The sequence below is a fragment of the Campylobacter coli LMG 9860 genome, from assembly GCF_000254135.1.
GTDB classification, from domain to species: domain Bacteria; phylum Campylobacterota; class Campylobacteria; order Campylobacterales; family Campylobacteraceae; genus Campylobacter_D; species Campylobacter_D coli.
The window spans coordinates 1-19,646 of record NZ_AINS01000016.1; the positions used below are offsets into that span (position 1 = coordinate 1).

Annotated in this window: 21 protein-coding genes; 12 read left to right on the forward strand and 9 right to left on the reverse strand. The window is 31.4% G+C overall.

The window, feature by feature from the left end:
• Positions 1-121: 121 nt before the first annotated feature.
• From CCO88_RS02865 to CCO88_RS02875, 3 genes are all read left to right on the forward strand, one after another.
• Positions 122-892, forward strand: coding sequence for a transporter substrate-binding domain-containing protein (locus CCO88_RS02865; RefSeq protein ID WP_002776733.1), 771 nt, complete (start codon positions 122-124; stop codon positions 890-892).
• 93 nt (positions 893-985) lie between these two features.
• Positions 986-1,219 carry a hypothetical protein gene (locus tag CCO88_RS02870; protein WP_002783772.1) on the forward strand — a complete coding sequence of 78 codons (234 nt, stop codon included), beginning with the start codon at positions 986-988 and terminating at the stop codon, positions 1,217-1,219.
• Between the two features lie 19 nt (positions 1,220-1,238).
• Positions 1,239-1,463 (forward strand): hypothetical protein, encoded by a 225-nt coding sequence (locus CCO88_RS02875; protein WP_002780361.1) that lies wholly within the window; start codon positions 1,239-1,241, stop codon positions 1,461-1,463.
• On the opposite strand, the gene fliP is transcribed toward CCO88_RS02875, so the two are convergent.
• Positions 1,460-2,203, reverse strand: coding sequence for a flagellar type III secretion system pore protein FliP (gene fliP, locus CCO88_RS02880; protein WP_002776740.1), 744 nt, complete (start codon positions 2,201-2,203; stop codon positions 1,460-1,462). The genes CCO88_RS02875 and fliP overlap by 4 nt on opposite strands.
• Positions 2,204-2,343: 140 nt before the next feature.
• Here fliP and glmU point away from each other — a divergent pair, with 140 nt between their 5' ends.
• Genes glmU through truA form a run of 7 tightly spaced genes read left to right on the forward strand, consistent with a single transcriptional unit; the run spans position 2,344 to position 8,582 of the window.
• Entirely contained in the window at positions 2,344-3,633 is a 1,290-nt protein-coding gene (gene glmU / locus CCO88_RS02885; protein WP_002780362.1) for a bifunctional UDP-N-acetylglucosamine diphosphorylase/glucosamine-1-phosphate N-acetyltransferase GlmU, read from the forward strand.
• Complete coding sequence (gene coaBC, locus CCO88_RS02890) at positions 3,630-4,784, forward strand: bifunctional phosphopantothenoylcysteine decarboxylase/phosphopantothenate--cysteine ligase CoaBC (protein ID WP_002839314.1); 1,155 nt, start codon at positions 3,630-3,632, stop codon at positions 4,782-4,784. The genes glmU and coaBC overlap by 4 nt, the downstream gene beginning before the upstream one ends.
• Complete coding sequence (locus CCO88_RS02895) at positions 4,781-5,398, forward strand: hypothetical protein (RefSeq protein WP_002776746.1); 618 nt, start codon at positions 4,781-4,783, stop codon at positions 5,396-5,398. Before coaBC ends, CCO88_RS02895 begins: the two co-directional genes overlap by 4 nt.
• Positions 5,399-5,400: 2 nt before the next feature.
• On the forward strand, positions 5,401-6,069 hold the full coding sequence (gene uppS, locus CCO88_RS02900) for a polyprenyl diphosphate synthase (RefSeq protein WP_002780363.1): 669 nt from the start codon (positions 5,401-5,403) through the stop codon (positions 6,067-6,069).
• Positions 6,059-6,838 carry a prepilin peptidase gene (locus tag CCO88_RS02905; protein WP_002780364.1) on the forward strand — a complete coding sequence of 260 codons (780 nt, stop codon included), beginning with the start codon at positions 6,059-6,061 and terminating at the stop codon, positions 6,836-6,838. The genes uppS and CCO88_RS02905 overlap by 11 nt, the downstream gene beginning before the upstream one ends.
• Positions 6,835-7,860: an LptF/LptG family permease gene (locus tag CCO88_RS02910; protein ID WP_002810534.1), complete on the forward strand. Its 1,026-nt coding sequence runs from the start codon at positions 6,835-6,837 to the stop codon at positions 7,858-7,860. Before CCO88_RS02905 ends, CCO88_RS02910 begins: the two co-directional genes overlap by 4 nt.
• On the forward strand, positions 7,857-8,582 hold the full coding sequence (gene truA / locus CCO88_RS02915; protein WP_100219627.1) for a tRNA pseudouridine(38-40) synthase TruA: 726 nt from the start codon (positions 7,857-7,859) through the stop codon (positions 8,580-8,582). The genes CCO88_RS02910 and truA overlap by 4 nt, the downstream gene beginning before the upstream one ends.
• On the opposite strand, the gene ilvA is transcribed toward truA, so the two are convergent.
• The gene (ilvA, locus tag CCO88_RS02920; RefSeq protein WP_002780366.1) at positions 8,579-9,790 is read right to left on the reverse strand and encodes a threonine ammonia-lyase; all 1,212 of its coding nucleotides are present in this window, start codon (positions 9,788-9,790) and stop codon (positions 8,579-8,581) included. The two genes, truA and ilvA, sit on opposite strands and share 4 nt — an antisense overlap.
• The gene (locus tag CCO88_RS02925) at positions 9,784-10,203 is read right to left on the reverse strand and encodes a CoA-binding protein (RefSeq protein WP_002776755.1); all 420 of its coding nucleotides are present in this window, start codon (positions 10,201-10,203) and stop codon (positions 9,784-9,786) included. Before CCO88_RS02925 ends, ilvA begins: the two co-directional genes overlap by 7 nt.
• A 165-nt stretch (positions 10,204-10,368) precedes the next feature.
• Between CCO88_RS02925 and CCO88_RS02930 the strand changes: the two genes are divergently transcribed.
• Positions 10,369-10,779, forward strand: a complete 411-nt coding sequence (locus CCO88_RS02930; protein WP_002836030.1) for a membrane protein — start codon at positions 10,369-10,371, stop codon at positions 10,777-10,779.
• Between the two features lie 23 nt (positions 10,780-10,802).
• Here the strand turns inward: CCO88_RS02930 and trmA are convergent, their stop codons facing one another.
• From trmA to CCO88_RS02955, 5 genes are read right to left on the reverse strand one after another with little or no spacing between them, the layout of a single operon-like run.
• Positions 10,803-11,879, reverse strand: a complete 1,077-nt coding sequence (gene trmA, locus CCO88_RS02935; protein ID WP_002839317.1) for a tRNA (uridine(54)-C5)-methyltransferase TrmA — start codon at positions 11,877-11,879, stop codon at positions 10,803-10,805.
• Positions 11,876-13,606, reverse strand: coding sequence for a Na+/H+ antiporter NhaC family protein (locus tag CCO88_RS02940; RefSeq protein WP_002793807.1), 1,731 nt, complete (start codon positions 13,604-13,606; stop codon positions 11,876-11,878). The genes trmA and CCO88_RS02940 overlap by 4 nt, the downstream gene beginning before the upstream one ends.
• The gene (locus CCO88_RS02945) at positions 13,603-14,352 is read right to left on the reverse strand and encodes an SDR family NAD(P)-dependent oxidoreductase (protein WP_002776763.1); all 750 of its coding nucleotides are present in this window, start codon (positions 14,350-14,352) and stop codon (positions 13,603-13,605) included. The genes CCO88_RS02940 and CCO88_RS02945 overlap by 4 nt, the downstream gene beginning before the upstream one ends.
• Positions 14,349-15,590, reverse strand: a complete 1,242-nt coding sequence (locus CCO88_RS02950; RefSeq protein ID WP_002780369.1) for an ankyrin repeat domain-containing protein — start codon at positions 15,588-15,590, stop codon at positions 14,349-14,351. Before CCO88_RS02950 ends, CCO88_RS02945 begins: the two co-directional genes overlap by 4 nt.
• Before the next feature lie 58 nt (positions 15,591-15,648).
• Positions 15,649-18,195, reverse strand: coding sequence for a bifunctional aconitate hydratase 2/2-methylisocitrate dehydratase (locus CCO88_RS02955; protein WP_002839319.1), 2,547 nt, complete (start codon positions 18,193-18,195; stop codon positions 15,649-15,651).
• Between the two features lie 54 nt (positions 18,196-18,249).
• Between CCO88_RS02955 and CCO88_RS02960 the strand changes: the two genes are divergently transcribed.
• Positions 18,250-18,726: a methylated-DNA--[protein]-cysteine S-methyltransferase gene (locus CCO88_RS02960; protein WP_002776767.1), complete on the forward strand. Its 477-nt coding sequence runs from the start codon at positions 18,250-18,252 to the stop codon at positions 18,724-18,726.
• On the opposite strand, the gene CCO88_RS02965 is transcribed toward CCO88_RS02960, so the two are convergent.
• Positions 18,699-19,646, reverse strand: a complete 948-nt coding sequence (locus CCO88_RS02965; RefSeq protein ID WP_002839321.1) for a hypothetical protein — start codon at positions 19,644-19,646, stop codon at positions 18,699-18,701. The two genes, CCO88_RS02960 and CCO88_RS02965, sit on opposite strands and share 28 nt — an antisense overlap.

Below are 19,646 nucleotides of genomic sequence, written 5' to 3' on the forward strand. Positions count from 1 at the left end.
AATCTTATAGGACAAACTAGGGTTTAGGAAGTATTAATTTTTTAAGTTTGAAATAAATTGCTAATAACAAAATAAGATAAAATTAGTATAATTTTTTTATAAAAAAATTTGAAAGGAAATTATGAAAAAAATTATTTTGATTTTTATCTCTTTTTTTGCTTTAAATTTGAGTGCAAAAGATTTGGTTGTAGGAATGGAGCTTGGATATCCGCCTTTTGAAATGAGCGATAAAACAGGCAAAGCAAGTGGAATTAGCGTGGATTTTTTAGAAGCTTTTGCAAAGAAAAACGGCTATAAACTTGTAGTAAAAAATATCGCTTGGGATGGTTTAATACCTGCTTTAAAAACAGCCAAGATAGATCTTATTATGTCCTCTATGACAATTACCGATGAGAGAAAGAAAGTGGTGGATTTTAGCATTCCTTATGCTAAGGCAAATTTGGCTATTTTAACTCCTTTGAACTCTGATATTACAAATATCAAAGATTTAGATAAAAAGGGCAAAGTTTTGGCTTTAAAGCGTGGTTCTACAGGGCATTTATATGCGGTTAAAAATTTAAAAAATGCAACTATTAATTTATTTGATAAAGAAAATGCTGCTATTTTGGAAGTGATTCAAGGCAAGGCTGATGGATTTTTTTATGATCAACTTACGATTTATCGGACTTGGCAAAAACATCAAGATACAACCAGAGCCATTTTAGCGCCTTTTCAAGAAAATCCTGAGTTTTGGGGTATAGCAGTAAGAAAAGGTGATGAAGCTTTAAAGGACAAGCTTGATAATTTCATTGATGAGAGTAGGAAAAATGGCTTTTTAGATTTTTTGGGCAATAAGTATTTAAAAGACATTAAAGAAGTTTTTAAGCAAAATAATATCACTTTTTTCTTGTAGGCTTTTAATAAAATATTGATAATTAATATTAATTTTATAAATTTTTGATATACAATATCATTATCTAAATTTTAAATAAAAGGATTTAAGATAATGAAAAAAGTTGCATTTTTTTTGTTATTTTTGTTTTTATCTTGCACTGTACTAAACGCAGCTAGGGAGTATTGCAAATATGCTTATCAAGAAGATAGAGCTATACCTTTAATTTTAAATTATGGAATAAGATTGGGGGTAGTAGGTGCTGGGGTTGCGAATGCACCTGCACCGGGCGGAAGTACTTACAATTCAAAAATTGACATGATGGCTGCAAGATGCCACCAAGCTTAGTTTTTGGGTGTATTTTACAATGCTAGAATTTATTTTTACTCTTATTTTAGATTTTACTTTTTATTCTATCAAGACCCTAGAAAAAGTCTTTCTAGGGCGAACAGCCTTAGTAATTCTTTTTGTTGTTTTTATAGCTCTTTTTTGTGTTAAAGGCTTGTTTTTGTATATACTTTTAGCTTTAGAATTATTTTTGCTTTTGTATCTTTTTCTTGGAATTTTGTTTTTAAGATTTTATAAATCTTAGGTTACAAAGCTTTCCACAAGCCTTTGCACTAGCAAATTCCATCCATCCACTAATACAAAAATCAAAAGTTTAAAAGGCAATGAAATCATAACAGGAGGAAGCATCATCATCCCCATCGCCATCAAAACCGAACTCACAACCATATCGATAACCAAAAATGGCAAATAAATCAAAAAGCCTATCTCAAAAGCAGTTTTAAGTTCTGAAATCATAAAAGCAGGAACTAAAACCGTAAGTGGAACATCATCTATGGTTTTAGGATTAGGCAGGTTTCGTATGCGGTAAAATAAAGCTAAGTCTTTTTCGCGTGTATTTTTAAGCATAAAATCTTTAAAAGGTTTCACACCTCTTGCAAAAGCTTCTTCATAGCCTATTTGCTCTGCTAAATAAGGCTTGATGCCTTCATTATAAGACTTTGTAGCCACAGGCTCCATTATAAAAAAGGTTAAAATCAATGCCAAGGTTACTAAGATGGTATTAGGCGGCATACTTTGAGTTCCCATAGCTTGACGCAAGAATGAAAAAACTACAATCAAGCGTAAAAAAGAAGTCATAACAAAAATTATACTTGGAGCTAATGCAAGTATGGTTAAGACTATGACTATGTTTAATGTTGTAACAAGTTGATTAGGAGTATCAGGAGCACTTAGGCTTAAATTTACTGTAGGAATTGTTGCTTCGGCAGCGAAAATAACGCTAAAAAAACCGCTGATAAACAATAATGTTAAAATTTTTTTCAAAAATAAACCTTGATTAAAAAATGAAACTTAATTTTAACTTTTACTCACTAAAAAAGAGTTTAACTTGTTTTAATTTAGAGAAAAATTTAACTTTAAAATGTTAAAATTAAAATAAAATTATCCTCAAAAGGCTTTTTATAATGAAAACTTCCATTTTGATTTTAGCAGCAGGACTTGGAACAAGAATGAAATCTGAAAAACCAAAGGTATTGCAAGAGCTGTGTCAAAAAAGCATGATTTTACATATCTTAGAGAAAGCTTTTGCTATAAGTGAAGATGTGAGCGTGGTTTTATCTCATCAAAAAGAACGCGTTGAAAAAGAAATTTTAAAACATTTTCCTAAAACGCAAATTTTAGAACAAGATTTGATCAATTTCCCAGGCACTGCGGGCGCTTTAAAGGAATTTAGGCCTAAAAATGAAAAAGTTTTAATTCTTTGCGGGGATATGCCTTTGGTTGAGCAAACAAGTTTGGAAGCTTTGTTGAGTAATAATGCAAAATTAAATCTAGCAGTTTTTAAAGCAAGAGATCCTAAAAGTTATGGTAGGGTGGTGATAAAAAACGATAGCGTTGAAAAAATTGTTGAATTTAAAGATGCAAATACGCAAGAAAAAGAGATAAATACTTGCAATGCTGGGGTTTATGTGATTGACTCGAGACTTTTAAAAGAGCTTTTACCTTTGATTGATAACAATAATGCGGCAAAAGAGTATTATTTAACCGACATTGTAAAACTAGCAAAAGAAAAAGATGTGATGATTAAAGCAGTTTTTGTAGATGAAGATGAATTTATGGGGATTAATGATAAATTTGAACTCAGTATAGCTGAAAATTTCATGCAAGAAAAAATTAAAAAATACTGGATGCAACAGGGTGTGATTTTTCATTTACCGCAAAGCACTTTTATAGGTGCAGATGTTGAATTTGTAGGTGAATGTGAAGTATATGAAAATGTAAGGATAGAGGGCAAAAGTAAGATTATAAACTCTATCATTAAAAGTTCAAGCGTGATAGAAAATTCCATCGTAGAAAATAGCGATGTAGGGCCTTTGGCACATTTGCGTCCAAATTGTGAGTTAAAAAACACTCATATAGGAAATTTTGTAGAATGCAAAAATGCAAAGTTAAATACCGTAAAAGCAGGGCATTTAAGCTATTTAGGAGATTGTGAGATAGATAGTGGAACCAATATAGGCTGTGGGACTATCACTTGTAATTATGATGGGGTAAAAAAGCATAAAACCATCATAGGAAAAAATGTTTTTGTAGGTTCTGATACGCAATTTATCGCACCTGTAAAAATCGAAGATGAAGTAATCATAGCAGCAGGAAGCACAGTAAGTGTCAATGTAGAAAAGGGTGCTTTGTTTATCAATAGAGCAGAGCATAAAATGATAAAAGATTATTATTATAAGAAATTTCAAAAATGAAAACCGTACTTTTAGCCATTAGTGGCAGTATAGCTTTTTATAAATCTTACGAGCTTATTTCTTTGTTTAAAAAAGAAGGCTTTAGGGTGAAAGTTTTGCTTTCTAATGGTTTGTTAAAATTTGCTAGCAAAATGAGTTTTGAAGCCTTGGTTGATGAAGTTTTATGCGAGGAAAATGAAAGTTGGCAAAACTCAAACAATCACATAGCTTTTAGCAAGGATGCAGATCTTGTTTTGTTTGCCCCTGCAAGTGTTAATTCTATCAATAAACTTGCTTTTGGTATAGCGGATAATCTTTTTATCCAAACCTTAATCGCAGCAAATAAACCTCTTATCATAGCTCCTGCGGCAAATACAAATATGTTTCATCATTTTAGCACGCAAAATTCTTTAAAGATGCTTAAAGAAAATAAAGCTTTGATTATAGAGCCTATTTGTAAAGTTTTAGCTTGTAAAGATGAAGGTATCGGAGCTTTGGCTGAAGTAAAAGATATCTTTAATATAAGCAAAAGAGAGCTTTTCAAGCAATCATTTTGGTGCGATAAAGAAGTTGTCATTAGTGGTGGGGGGACAAAAGAAAAGATTGATAATGTGCGTTGTGTGAGTAATTTTTCAAGTGGAAAAATGGCAAAGGCAATCGCTGATGCGTTTTATTTTTTGGGGGCTAAAGTAACGCTTTTGAGTTCGGTTTATTTTGATACTCCTTATTCTCTTAAGAGTTTTGAAAGCTCGCGAGAATTAAAAGAATTGCTAGAGCAAAATTCAAACAAAGATTATTTAATCATGGCGGCAGCTGTAAGTGACTTTATGCCTGAATTTAAAAAAGGCAAAATCAAAAAAAATGAGCATTTAAAGGGTTTAAATTTGCATTTAAGATTAAATGAGGATTTGCTTAAAAATTTAAATTTTAAAGGTAAAAAAATAGGCTTTAAGATGGAATTTGACGCTCAAAATGCTTTAGAAAATGCGAAAAAATCGCTTAATGATAAAAAACTTGATATGGTTTGTTTAAATATCTTAGAAGAGGAAAATTATTTTGGAAGTTCTAAGAATGAAATTTATTTTATTACAGTAAATAAGATAGAAAAAAGTGGTTTAAAAAGCAAGGAAGATTTGGCTTTTGATTTGGTTTCTTGGTGTGAAAAAATATGAATATGATAAACTCAACCCTACCTATACAAATGAAAGTTTTAGCAAAATCAGGCTATGCACACTACACACTTTTGCTCAATCATAGAAAAATTCAAACCAAAAGCATGATAGAATTAGAAATTGGAGCTGAGTATTTAGCCGAGCTTTATATAGAAAAAGGCGGCGCGATCGCATTTAAGCATTTATCTAAAAGGCCTGATTTTCATCCCTTTGAAGAGGGATTATCTTTGATGGTTGAAATTTTAGAGGGTAGGATTGATTATAAAAAATATATTATTTCAAATCTTTTAGAGTGCAAAGATAAAAATAAATATCATATTTTAAAAGAAATGCTTTTTGCAAGTTTTGAAAATATTTATCATATCCCTTTTATCTTTAAGGGTAAGGCTTGTTTGTTTCAGATGAAAAAAAGGGTTAAATTTTTAGAAATTTATCTTTATTTTAGCGTTTTTGGAGCTTTGAAAATTCTGATCGATGAGGGTGGAATTTCGATATTTACCCCCTTTTTTAAGGTGCAAAAATTTTTAAACGAGCACTTGCAATTTAATGTTTTGCAAGATAAAAATATACAACCTTTATTTGTATTTAAAAAATTATTTGATTTTAAAGGGTGATAATGAATGAATTAAAACATCTTGCTGTTGTAATGGATGGCAATAGGCGTTGGGCTAAGGCAAAAGGTTTTTTAGCTAAGCTTGGATATTCTCAAGGTGTTAAAACCATGCAAAAGCTGATGGAAGCTTGTGTAGAGGAGGGAATTTCAAATTTAAGCCTTTTTGCTTTTAGCACGGAAAATTGGAACAGACCTCAAGATGAGATTGAATTTATTTTTGAGCTTTTGGATCGTTGTTTGGACGAAGCCTTAAAAGAATTTGAAAAAAACAATGTAAGATTAAGAGCTATCGGGGATTTATCAAGACTTGATACACATTTACAAGAAAAAATAGCCCTTGTGGAAGAAAAAACCAAGCACTGTGATTTGCTTTGTGTGAATTTAGCTATCAGTTATGGAGCAAAAGATGAAATCGTGCGTTCGGTTAAACGCTTGATTGAAAAAGGCTTGGAAATCAATGAAAAAAACATAAGCGATAATTTAGATTTGCCTTTGGATGTGGATTTGATGCTTCGTGTGGGAAATGCTAAAAGATTGTCTAATTTCTTGCTTTGGCAATGTGCTTATGCAGAAATTTATTTTAGCGAAACCTTATTTCCTTCTCTTACAAAAAGAGAATTTAAAAAAATCATAAAAGAATTTAGAAAAAGAGAGAGAACTTTTGGAAAATAATCCCATAGCTTTTTTGATTTTAGCTATTTTAGGAGCGAGCTTGGGTTCATTTTGTATGAGCTTAACAATGCGTTTTTGTGAAAACAAGCCCTTATTAAGCTTGCGTTCTTATTGCTTTTCTTGCTATCAAAAACTTAAGCCTTTGGAATTAATACCCATTTTTTCTTATATTTTTCTTCGTTTTAAGTGCAAAACTTGTCATATTAAAATTCCTTTTTCTGTTTTTTTGGCTGAAGTTTTGGGGATGATTTTTGCATGGATTGCTTATTTGCTAAGCCAAAATATAGGGGAATTTATCCATTTACTGATTTTTCTATTTGTTTTATTTGCACTCTCTTGCATAGATTTAAAATTTCAAGCTGTGCCTCAAAAATTGCTTTGGTTGATTTTTTTTATTGCATTTTCTTTTGCTTTTAATAGCAATGAATTTGCGTATTTTTTTATATTTGAAAATTTTCAAAATGGATTTATGGTTCAAGCTTTTATTTTTGCTGGTTTTTTGTTTTTACTTAAAAATTTTATAGCATTTTTAAAAAATTTTAGAACAAAAGACATACAAGAAAATTTAGGTGATGCGGATATTATTATCCTTGCTAGTATGGCAGGGGTATTTGGTTTTAAGAGTGCTTTTATAATTCTTTTTCTTGCTTCGTTATTGTCTTTACCCTTTTTTATCCATAATAAAAATACAAAACTAGCATTTTTACCCTTTATCAATGCTGCTTTTGTGATATATTTGATATATTTGATTGTTCAGGAATTAATATGAAACTTGCTTTAAGATATGTTTTAAATCAATTTTTAAGTACAAATTTATCGATTTTTTTTGTGCTTTTTACTATAGTTTCTATGGTTTTTTTTATACAACTTGCTAAGCTTACTTCTAGTATAGAGATTAATTTTACAGATTTGCTTAAATTATACGGCTTTATGCTGCCTAGAATTCTTATTTTTACCCTGCCTATAGCTTTTTTTATCGCTCTTACTTTGGCTCTTTTTAGGCTTTCTAGAGAGAATGAAAGCATAGTGTTATTTACCTTGGGATTTTCACCTAAAATTTTAGCTAAGTTTTTTTTAAAAATCGCCGCTTTAGTAAGTGCATTGATGTTAATTATAGCTTTGGTTATGATACCTATAGTGTTTGAATTGCAAGATAATTTTGTTAATTTTAAAAAAACTCAGGTTAAATTTAATTATAAAACGGGTGAATTTGGACAAAGATTTCTTGAATGGATGATTTTTATTGAGAAGCAAGAAAGTGACAGATATGAAAATATCATCATGTATCATCCAAAACGCAATATAGAAGACAAAGAGCAATTGATTATCGCAAAAGAAGCAACAGCACAAAGAAATGAAGACAGCTTTGCTTTTAAGCTTTCTAATGGCAAAATGTATAATTTTGAAAATGGCCAAACGCTTTTTATTGGAAATTTTGATAAGCTTATAGTCAATACACAATTTAATGATCAAAATTTACAAACTAAAAAATTTTATGAGTATTGGAATGATTTAAATACAAATCCCAAACGCGCGAAAGAATTTGTAATCTATGTAACCATAGCATTATTTCCACTCGCAAGTACGCTTTTTGCCCTTTCTTTTGGTATAGTAACTTATCGTTATGAAAAAGGTTTTATTTATTTTGGGATGTTTGGGGTTATTGCTGTGTATTTTGGGCTTTTAAGTTCTTTTTCGCAGCCTCCTATTTTAGCTTGTATTGGAATATTTGCTTTAAGTTTTATTGCGTCTATTGTTTGTTTTAAAAAGATGATTTTGAGTCGTTATTGATGAAATTAAAAATTATTTTTTCCTATGATGGATCGAAATTTTTAGGTTCAGCTACCCAACCTCACAAAAAAAGCGTTCAAGATGCCTTGCAAGATGCCTTAAGTCATCTTGGAATTTTTTCCTCTGTTTTGATGGCTTCTCGCACAGATAAAGGGGTGCATGCAAGCTATGCTGTTGCTTGCGTGGAATGCGGGGAGCATTTTAGGGATTTAAACTATCTTAAAAAACAAATCAATAAATTTTCTCATCCTTTTATATATGTTAAAAATTTAAAAATCATGCCTTCAAATTTTGAAGTAAGATACGATGTAAAAAGTAGAGAATATCGCTATATTTTTTATCACGGGGTTTATAATCCTTTTTTAGCTTCTTATGTTCATTTTTATCCTTTTATTGATGTTTTAAAGGCTGATCTTGTTTTGCAAAATTTTGTAGGTATTAAGGATTTTAAATTCTTTTGCAAGAGCGGAGGAGATAATAAAACGACTATCAGAGAAATATTTTTAGCTAAAGCGTATTCTTATAAGGATTTTACCATTTTTCGTTTTAAGGCTAATGGTTTTTTAAGGGCGCAAATAAGACTAATGGTTGCGAGTGTTTTAAAAGTTTTAGAAAATAAGATGAGTATAGAAGAGTTAAAAGAGCAAATCGAAGCTAAAAAACAATACAATCGTTTTTTAGCCCCGCCTTGTGGGCTTTATCTGAGTAGAATTTCTTATTAGAAAGTTTCGTAAAAATCAAAACCTTTATCTTTTAAGATATTTCTAACTTCTTCTTGATGTTCTTTGCCTTTAGTTTCTAAGGTAATAGAAATCATAGCATCGCCATAATCAAGCTTTGTTGAAAATCTATCATAATCAATTTTGACTATGTTTGCATTGGCTGATTTTAAGCTATCTGTAAGATTAAGTAGGGCTCCTGGTTTATCGATTAAAGTAACATTGATTTGCATTTTACGATAAGCTTTAAAAAGACCCTTTTCTATGATGATATTTAGCATTTGCACATCGATATTGCCGCCACTTAAAACAACGCCGATTTTTTTAGAATCTTTTATATCTATTTTTTGATGAAGTAGGGCGGCTACGCTTGCAGCACCTGCGCCTTCAACTATAATTTTATGTTTTTCAAGCAAAAACAATACCGCATTAGCGATTTCTTCATCGTCTACTTGAACAAATTCATCCACGCATTCAAGGATGATACCTAGGTTAATAGGATTAGCATCGCGCACAGCAATACCATCTGCTATAGTACGGACACTTTTAGAGTTTTTAACCTCTTTTGCTTTAAAGCTATCATGCATTGCAGGAGCTCCTTTAGCACCTACTGCAATAATTTTGATATTGGGATTAATCTGCTTTGCAGCGCTTGCTATACCGCTAATAAGTCCACCACCGCCTACAGGAGCTATGATGGTATCAAGATCGCTTACATCATCAAGCATTTCAAGCATAAGTGTGCCTTGTCCTGCCATTACAAGTTCATCTTCAAAAGGATGAATAAAACTTAATCCATTTTCTTTCGCATAGTTTGTTGCAAAAGCATAAGCTTCGTCAAAATTATCACCCTTTAAAATAACTTCTGCACCCAAGCTTTTGGTAGCAGAAACTTTTAAGAGAGGGGTGGATTCTGGCATCACGATTATAGCTTTTGTGCCAAATTTCTTTGCACTTATGGCAACACCTTGAGCGTGATTTCCAGCACTAGCAGCTATAACTCCTGCTTTTTTAGCTTCTGGGTCTAAATTAGCTATTTTGTTATATGCACCGCGAATTTTATAAGCTCCTGTAATTTGCAAATTTTCATTTTTTAAATACACTTCACTTTTGCAAAGTTCGCTTAAAAAAGAAGAGTGTATAAAAGGAGTTTTGCTTACAAAATCAGCAATTTTTTGTTTGGCTTGATAAATTTTGTTCAGTTCTAACATTTGCTTATCCTATCTTGATAAAGTGGCAATTCACGCATAATGCATTTATCCTGTATAAAATTAATCTTTAAATTTTCGCATTCTTTAGCAACTTCATTGTTGCAAATTCCAAGCTGCAGCCAAAAATTTTGAATTCCTTTACGGATAATACTTGGGAGTAATGAAGAGGCAAATTCGCCCTTGCGAAACATTAAAACAAGATCTATTTTTTCATCGATATCATCTAAGCTTCGATAAACGCGTTCTCCTAAAATTTCATCACATTTAGGATATATAGGATAAATTTTATAATGATTTTCTTGTAAAAATTGTCCTATCATAAAAGAAGGCTTGCTTTCATCGGGGCTAAGTCCTACTATGGCAATGGTTTTTGTGTTGTTGAGTATTTTATCTATGATTAAATTTTCATCCATCGTTGTTACTTTATATAAAAATTTTAAAAATTTAATCATAATCTTATTTCGCTTAAAAATAGATTTTAATTTAAAAATATATTTATATAAAATTAACTAAAGTGAATTTTTTAAAGATAAAAAATTGCTAGAATATTAAAAGCTATTAAAAAAGGAGTGAAATATATGGTTCAAGCTTATCCTTATATTTTAATCATTCATCTAAGCTGTGCAATCTTTTTTATAGGTTATTTATTTGTCGATATTTTTATACTCAATACAATTAAGAGAAAAAATCCAAATTTTGATAAAAATCTTTTTTCTTCCGTGGGTGTTAAGATTATGCCTTTTATCGTATTATTGCTATTTTTAAGTGGTGGTGCGATGATAAGCTTTCATCTTAATCCTTTAAATTTAATTTTTTTGATAAAATTGATTTTAGCCTTTAGTATTTTGTCTTTAGTGGTGTTTTCTTTATTTTTTCATTTTGTGCTAAAGAGAAAAAATCCTTTAACGCGTTTTATACATCCTTTTGTTTTTGTGCTTTGTATTTTTATCGTGGTTTTAGCTAAGTTGATGAATTATTATTTTTTATAATTTATCAACTTTCAAATTGAAGATTACTTAGAATGTAAAGATTTTAAAAGTACTCCACATTCTAAATGCGGAGTATTAACAAACTGATCAAAAAGCGCAAATTTTTCAACTTTATGCGTAAGAGCAAGTTCTTTTAAATTTTCTTTCAAGCTGATAGGATTACAAGAAATATAAATGATGTTTTCATAATTTTTAATTAAATCAATCACACTTTTATCAAGTCCTGCACGCGGTGGATCGACTAAAATATGAGAAAAATTAAAATTATCTAAATCAATATCTTTTAAGCGAAAAAATTCCCTTTCTTTTTTTAAAGCTTGGGATAATTCCTCGCTTGAAAGTCTTGTAAAATGGATATTTGAGATATTGTTGATCTTGCAATTAAGCAAGGCAAAATTAATATTGCTTTTTGAAATTTCAGTGGCTAGTACATTGTTAAAAAAAATTGCTAAAGCTAGAGTAAAATTTCCATATCCACAATAAAGCTCAAGCAAGTCTTTTCTTTCTTGGGTTTTTAAATTTTCACACACCCAAGTTATCATTTTTTCATTGATGGAGGTATTAGGCTGTATGAAACAATCATTGTTAAATTCATAAAATATTTTTCTACCTTGTATATCAAGCTCTTGTCTTAAATTTTCTTTTTTAAAAACAAGTTTTTTACCTTTGCTTCTTGCGATTAAATTTGCATCAAGTTCTAAGCTTAAATTATTTAAGTCATTGTAAATAAGCTCTATATTTTTATGATAAAGTAGAGTGGTGCTTAACTCGTTTTTAGTCGCTAAAAACTCTACACCAAAAAGTTTTTCTTTTAAATTTGTATTGTTGCGAATTTGTTTTAAGAGTTTGGGCATAAAAGCGGTGATTTTTTCATCTGCAAATTCTAAGCTTTCTATGATGATTTTCTTTTTATTTTCAAACATCGCATAATAAATTTCGTCTTTATCATGATAAAATGAAAGCTCTGCTCTTGTGCGGTAATGTTTATCTTTGGAAGAAAAAAGCTCGAAATTTCCTTGATAAAAATCTTTGAAAAATTCTTTTATAAAAGAAGCTTTTTCTTCTAATTTTAAAAAATTTCCAAATTCTTGAAGACTCATGAAACTTTCTTTCCGATAATTCTAAGCAAAAATGCAATAAGAATTAAATTTAAAGGAAGAACCAACCATACACTAAGCCCTAAAGAAACAGGTATATAACCAGCAAATAAAGAAATTACACAAATAAATAAGGCATAAGGAATTTGAGTGCGAACATGCTCCATATGATCACATTTTGCACTCATTGATGAAAGGATTACATTGTCTGAAATAGGCGAACAATGGTTTCCAAAAATGGCTCCAGTTAAGACACAACTTATGTTAATCACCATATAATGATGCATTGCATCCATATCCATTGCATTTATTTGTGCAACCTTATAAGCTAAAGGCACCGCCAAAGGCATTAAAATACCCATAGTCCCATAGCTTGTTCCTATCGCAAAAGAAATAAGCGAAGCAAAAGCAAAAATGGTAGCAGGTAGGATAAATTCAGGCAATTTATCAGCGAGCAAGCTTGAGATAAATTCTGGAGTTCCAAGCTCTTTTACTATGCTTGAAAGCGACCATGCAAACAAAAGTAAAACTATGGTAAAAATCATAGTTTTCCAACCATATATCCAAGTTTCAACCGCTTCTTTAAAATTAAAAATCTTGCGATACACTCCAATAAAAATTGCTACAATAGCGGCAAATAAGGCGGCTTGAAAAAGCACCACAGAAGAATTTGCACTTCCAAAAGCTAGCCTAAGGGTTTCAAAAGATAAAGGATTTGCATTTGCTTTTAGTAATTCTTCACCTTCTAAAGTACTTAGTCCATTAAAATAAAATCCAAGTATAGCTAAAACAATCAAAGTTAAAATAGGAATCGTAGCATCTAATGCACGGATTTTAATATCTTCTTTTGGAGCTAAAAACTGATCTTCAAGTTCTGCGGTATCTAGGGTGCTTGATTTTGATAAAGGAGCGATTTGTCCTGTAGTTCTTGCACGAATTTCAGCTTTTAACATAGGACCAAATTCACGCCCCATAAGCGCAGTCATTAAAACAAAGAAAAGCATAAAAATATTGTAAAATCTATAGGGTATGGTTTCAACAAAAACCCCAAAAGCGCTGATATTGCTAATGCCTATATCTTCATAGGCATTTTTGATTAAAGATACTTCTAAACCTATCCAGGTAGAAATCACAGCAATCCCTGCAACGGGTGCAGCTGTAGAATCGATAATAAAGGCAAATTTTTCACGAGAAATTTTAAATTTATCTGCTAAAGGACGCATGATAGGTCCTACGATGAGTAAATTAGCGTAATCATCAAAAAAGATTAACAAACCTAAAAACCAAGTATTTACTTGTGCCGATACTGCTGATTTTGCTCTTTTTGCAAATTTTATAGCCACAGCTTTTGCGCCACCCATTTTGGTGATAAGTGCAACAAGCCCACCTATGCATAAAATTTGCAAGATGATACCAGCATTTACAGGATCTGAAGTTGATTCTAAAATATAAGAAATAATTTTTGAAAAAGAATCTATCGCAGTATTATAAAAATGAATAAAACTTAAGCTGTCGGCTTGAAAAATATTAGAAGCAAGACTAAGCAAGAAGGTTCCGCTTAAAACTCCTGCAAAAAGAGACAAGATCACATCTTTTGTAATAAAAGCTAGAGTGATAGCAACCAAAGGAGGTATAAGAGTGAAAACTCCAAATAAATTTGCATTTGCCGTAGCTTGATGTGTATTGGCAAATGCAAGTAAAGGCAGTAGGAAAAATACTAAAAATCTCATTGATTTTGCTCTATATAAAAGCCATTCCAAGTTTGAGTAACAGGCATTAATTCTATTTCATTGACATTGATATGGCTTGGCAGATTGATGATTGACATCACTACTTTTGCTATATCTTGTGCACTTATGTATTGCGTCCCTTCATAGACTGCATCGGCTTTTGCCTTATCTCCTTTAAAGCGAACTTCACTAAATTCAGTTTTGCAAAGCCCTGGAGCTATGTTTGTAACCTTGATATTTTCTCCTCTTAAATCATTTCTTAAGGCCCTAGAAAATTGTCCTACAAATGCTTTAGTTCCACAATATACATTGCCACCAAAATAAGGATTTCTAGCTGCTACAGAGCCAAGATTGAAGATATAAGCACTTTTTTGTTTGCGAAGTATAGGAATGATCGCTTTTGCTACATATAAAAGACCTTTGATATTAGTATCAACCATAGTGTCTATATCTTCTATACTTAATTTATCAAATTCATCTATGCCAAGAGCTAAACCAGCATTATTAAAAAGTACATCTATTTCTTTAAAATCGTTAGGTAGGTTTTCAACAGCTTTAAAGATCTCTTCTTGTTTTCTTACATCAAGACAAAGTATGTGAATTTGATCTTTGTATTTGGCTTTTAATTCATCTAAACGATCCTTTCTTCTTGCTAGAGCAATGACTTTGTATCCTTCTTGTATAAAAGCTTCAACGCAAGCATGCCCAAAACCAGAGCTTGCTCCTGTGATAAATGCAGTTTTCATTCTAAACTCCCTCCGTAAATTAAATTTTCATTGGGTTTTAAACCCAGACTTTGCAGATAATTAGCATTATCTTTTTGATTGGCTGCTAGGGCAAAATCTAAAGCATTAAAACCTAAATCATCTATTTCGTTAATATCAGCACCTTTTGCAACAAGCATTTTTAAAATTTCTACATCTCCATAAGCGGCCGCATGCATAAGAACATTTTTAGAAGTGTGCTCCAAAGCACAAAAGGTGATAAAATAAGGAGTGTTTCCGCCTATATTTGCGCTTAGGGCTAATTTTTCATTATCGTTAATGTATTTTTTATTAACATCAGCACCATATACTAAAAGCAATGAAACAATATCTTTGCGCTTAAATTCTATAGCGTAAAATAAAGGTGTCTTGCCAAAAGTATTGGCACTATTGACATTTAAACCTAGTTCTAATAAAAATTTGGTATTATCGTAGTTTTCTAAAGCATAAAACAAAGCATTTTCATAACCCTCATCGATTCTAGCACCCAAACGGATCAAAAGATTTAAAATATCTTTGTTGCGTTGGTTTAACAAGGCTGCTTGAAGCCCTATGGTAAGTTCATCTCGGTTGAGATTATTGGTATAAATAAAATCTTGGATATAAGTTATTGAATGTTTTTTATTGGATAAAACTTTTGCTAAAGGACTTATATTTTTGTAAATTTTAGTTTCTCCTACAGCCCAATTTAAAAATTCATTTAAAGCATTGGTGGTATAGTAAATATTGCTACCCTTGTCGAATTTGAAATTATTTTCAAAATATTGTTCTAAGGGTTCTATGGCATTATTGTATTCTTGCCAAAATTCTTGATAAAGTCTAAAATTTCCTATACTTTGATAAGCCCAATATCTAAAATAAGATCTTAAAAGAGTGTATTTTTTTTCTAAATTTTCAGGAGCATCTAGACCTTTTTGATATTCTATAGGATCAATAGAAATTTTTAAAAGCAAAAAGTCAAATTCTTGTAGTTTTGGAAAATATTCAATACCACTACAAGCAGCATTTCCACCGCGAATTTCATTGGCGAGTTGATAAAGTCTTTTGGTAAAAGCTTGATTTTTTAAAGAAAAATCACAAGTAGAAGCAATATCAAGATAGTCTTGCTTTGGACTATCTTGAAAAACTTGGGCTTTGTTATTTTTTATATAATCACAAGTAATTAAATTTTCGGCCTTTAAACCTAAAAAACAACAAAATAAAATAAATAATAATCTCAATTTTATCCTTTGAAAATTTTAATCTATAATTTTAACCCAAATCTGCTTTAAATTTGGATTAATTATCTAGTTTAAAATTATCAATTTCATTAAAATTAAGATATTTATAAATATTTGCTTTGTGTGCATCGCTTAATTTATCGCTTACGATTTGCAAATATTCTTCTTTGCTTGGGATTTTACCTAAAATCGCACAAACTGCTGCAAGTTCAGCACTTCCTAGATATACTTTAGCACCCATACCCATACGATTGTCAAAGTTTCTTGTAGAGGTTGAGAAGACAACAGCACCATCATTTACTCTTGCTTGATTTCCCATACATAGCGAACAACCTGGAACTTCTATCCTTGCGCCAGCAGAGCCAAAGATACTATAATACCCTTCTTTGGTGAGTTGTGCTTTATCCATTTTTGTTGGAGGCACTACCCAAAGTCTGGTTTTAAGTATGCCTTTATCTTTTAAAATTTCTCCCAAAGCTCTATAATGTCCTATGTTTGTCATACAAGAACCTACAAAAACTTCATCTATATTTTTTGGACGCTTGTCATCGGCTAAAATTTCGCTTAAGGTTGCCACATCATCAGGGTCATTTGGACAAGCTAGAATTGGCTCCTTGATATTGTTAAGATTAATATCGATAATGTACGCATATTTTGCATCTTTATCTGCTCTTAAAAGAGTAGGGTTTTTAAGCCATTCTCTCATTTTATCCGCTCTTCTAGCAAGAGTGGCTTTATCTTCATATCCTGCTTCTATCATTGCTTCTATAAGTGAAATATTTGATTTGATATATTCGCTTACACTTTCTATGCTTAAATCTACACTACAAGCAGCTGCAGATCTTTCAGCACTTGCATCACTGAGTTCAAAAGCTTGTTCTACTTTTAAGTTTGGCAAGCCTTCTATTTCTAAAATTTTTCCTGCAAAAATGTTCTTTTTATTTTTCTTTTCAACAGTAAGTTGTCCTTGTTTGATTGCATAATAAGGTATAGCATTTACAAGATCTCTTAAAGTAACTCCAGCTTGCAATTCTCCGCTAAAACGCACCAAAACACTTTCAGGTACATTCAAAGGCATAGAGCCAGTTACTGCAGCAAAAGCTACAAGTCCACTTCCTGCAGGAAATGAAATTCCTATAGGAAAACGAGTGTGAGAATCTCCACCTGTTCCTACTGTATCAGGTAAAACAAAACGATTAAGCCAAGAGTGGATTACCCCATCGCCTGGTTTTAAGCTTACTCCACCACGACTTGTCATGAAATTAGGTAAAGTTTTGTGCAAATTTGAGTCACTAACCTTTGGATAAGCAGCAGTATGACAAAAACTTTGCATTACAAAATCCGCATTAAATCCTAAGCTTGCAAGCTCTTTAATCTCATCTCTTGTCATAGGACCTGTAGTATCTTGAGAACCTACAGTAAGTGTGCGAGGCTCTATATACATACCTGGACGCACACCTTCAACTCCACAGGCACGCCCTAGCATTTTTTGAGCTAAAGTATATCCACCGCTTGAAGCTTCAGGTTGTTCTGGTTTAGTAAAGATATTTTCATTTTCCATTCCTAAGAATTCTCTAGCTTTAGCACAAAGTCCACGACCTATGATAAGTGGAATTCTTCCTCCTGCTCTAACTTCATCTAAGATGGTATTTGGGCTGAGTTTAAACTCTGCAACAACAGAACCATTTTTTACAATCTTTCCTTCATAAGGGTGAATTTCAAACTCATCTCCCATTTCTAGATTGGACACATCGCAAATAATAGGTAAAGCACCGCTATCTTGAGCTGTGTTAAAGAAAATCGGAGCTATGGTTGAGCCCATTACTATACCACCACTGTGTTTGTTTGGCACACCATCAATTTCTTTTCCTAAATGCCATTGTATGGAGTTAATCGCAGATTTTCTACTTGAACCTGTACCTACGACATCGCCCACATATACGACTTCACGACCACTTTTTTTGAGTTCTTTGATTTTTTCTAGAGAACCTGTTTGTCTTACTTTTAGCATAGCATTAGCATGTAAAGGGATATCGCTTCTTGTAAAAGCATCACCAGCAGGGCTTAAATCATCTGTATTGGTTTCTCCTGCTACTTTAAAAACTACACATTGAATCACTTGAGGTAATTTTTCTTTTTTATTAAACCAATCTGCATTTGCCCAACTTTCCAAAACAGCTTTAGCATGATTATTGCTTTTGCTAAGTTCTGCTACGGTATGGAAATTATCATGTACAAAGATGATATTTTTAAGTACTTCTGCTGCATCGCTAGCTATACTTTCATCTTTTAATGCATCGATTAAAACTTTTACATTATAACCACCTAGCATTGTTTCAAGCATTTTTAAAGCGAGTTTTTTATCTATGGCTGGAGCTTGAAATTTATTTTTTAAAATTCCATCTAGAAATTCACATTTTATCAAGGCTGCATCGTCAACGCCTGGATTGACACGATTTTGCAATAAAGATACCAATTTTTCATCATTTTGGGTTTTTAAAAGTTCACAAAGTTCTTTAGTTTGTTCTGCATTTAAAGGAAGGGGTGGGATACCCAAAGCTGCTCTTTCTTCAACAAGCTTATTGTAATCTTGCATAAAAGACATTTTTTACTCCTTAAATATTTTTTAGTATAATTTTAACTATTTAAAGGATAAAATATGTTTAAAGTTTATTATAAAATACCATTTTGTTACTTATCTCTACATAGCAATGGAGATTTCTTAACAAAAATCGATTTTTGCGATCGTTTGGATATTGAAAATACTTGTCCCCTGCTTGAATTTGCCAAAGAAGAACTCAGACTTTATTTTGCTAAAAAGCTTCAAAAATTTCAAACACCTTTATGGATACAAGGGAGTGATTTTGAACAAAAAGTATATAAAGAATTGATAAATATCCCTTATGCAAAGCTTGTTACTTACAAAGAAATAGCTATAAATATCAACCACCCCAAAGCTTTTCGCGCAGTGGGTAATGCAAACTCTAAAAATTTAATTCCTATTTTTATTCCTTGTCATAGGGTTATAGCTAGTAATGGCTTGGGTGGATATAATGGCGGTCTTGCTATAAAAAGATTTTTGTTAGAATGTGAGGGGGTTGATTTAAGTCAGTTTAAAAATAAGCTTGGAGATTGATTTTCTTCATTTTTAAATTCACGCTCAAAAGCTTCATAATCTTCTAAAAGCAGGCAGTATTTAAAATTTTTTAAGTTTTTAAGATCTAAAAGTTTGTCGTATGAAAAATCGCAGAATAATGAATTATGCAAAGCGGTTTTAAAACCCTTTATATTTTTAAAATTTTCTTGCCAAAAATCAAAGGTATTTTGATTGCTTACGATGATAAATGCTCTTGCACTTGAGCCAAATTCAGAAATATTAAAATTTTCATCCATGAAATAAATTTTAAAATCATCTATCTTATTAAAATCAAAACTCATTTTTGTATTTTTTTCTTTAAGATAAAACATAATTTTTGCAAAAATTTTGGCATAAATAAAGGGAAGATTTAAGTTTTTAAAATACAAATTATCACAAACTAGAGTCGTAAAAAAAAAGCTAGAGCGAGAAAGTAGGGTAAAATTTGCTTCTTTTAGGATTGTTAAAGATGCGCAAAGTTGAAGTAAGTAATTCTCATCGCTAAAACAAAAAATTTCACCCTTTTTAGCCTTGATAAGTGAGTTAAAATCTACAAATATATTTCCTTTTAAAATGTTTAAAGAAAATGCTTTGCAAATTCCTAGCTCATAAGCTTGAAGTGCTATAAATTCACACTCTTTTTCTTCGCATAAAAAACGCAAGAGTTTAATTAAGGCTGATTCTAGATTATCCACCTGAAGATAATAAATTTCTTTATCATCAATACAAAGCTCATGCTCTGAAATAATAGCAAATGCGCCTTTTTGCACTGCTTGGATTATCTCTTTTTTATTATTGCTAAAAAAAGCGAAGCCATTTTTAAGCTCATGAAGACTTAATGCAAAGCCTGTAACGCTTAAAACACTGCCTTCATTAAGTATATTTGCATGAATGAGTTCGCTTAGATTGCTAATATTCAT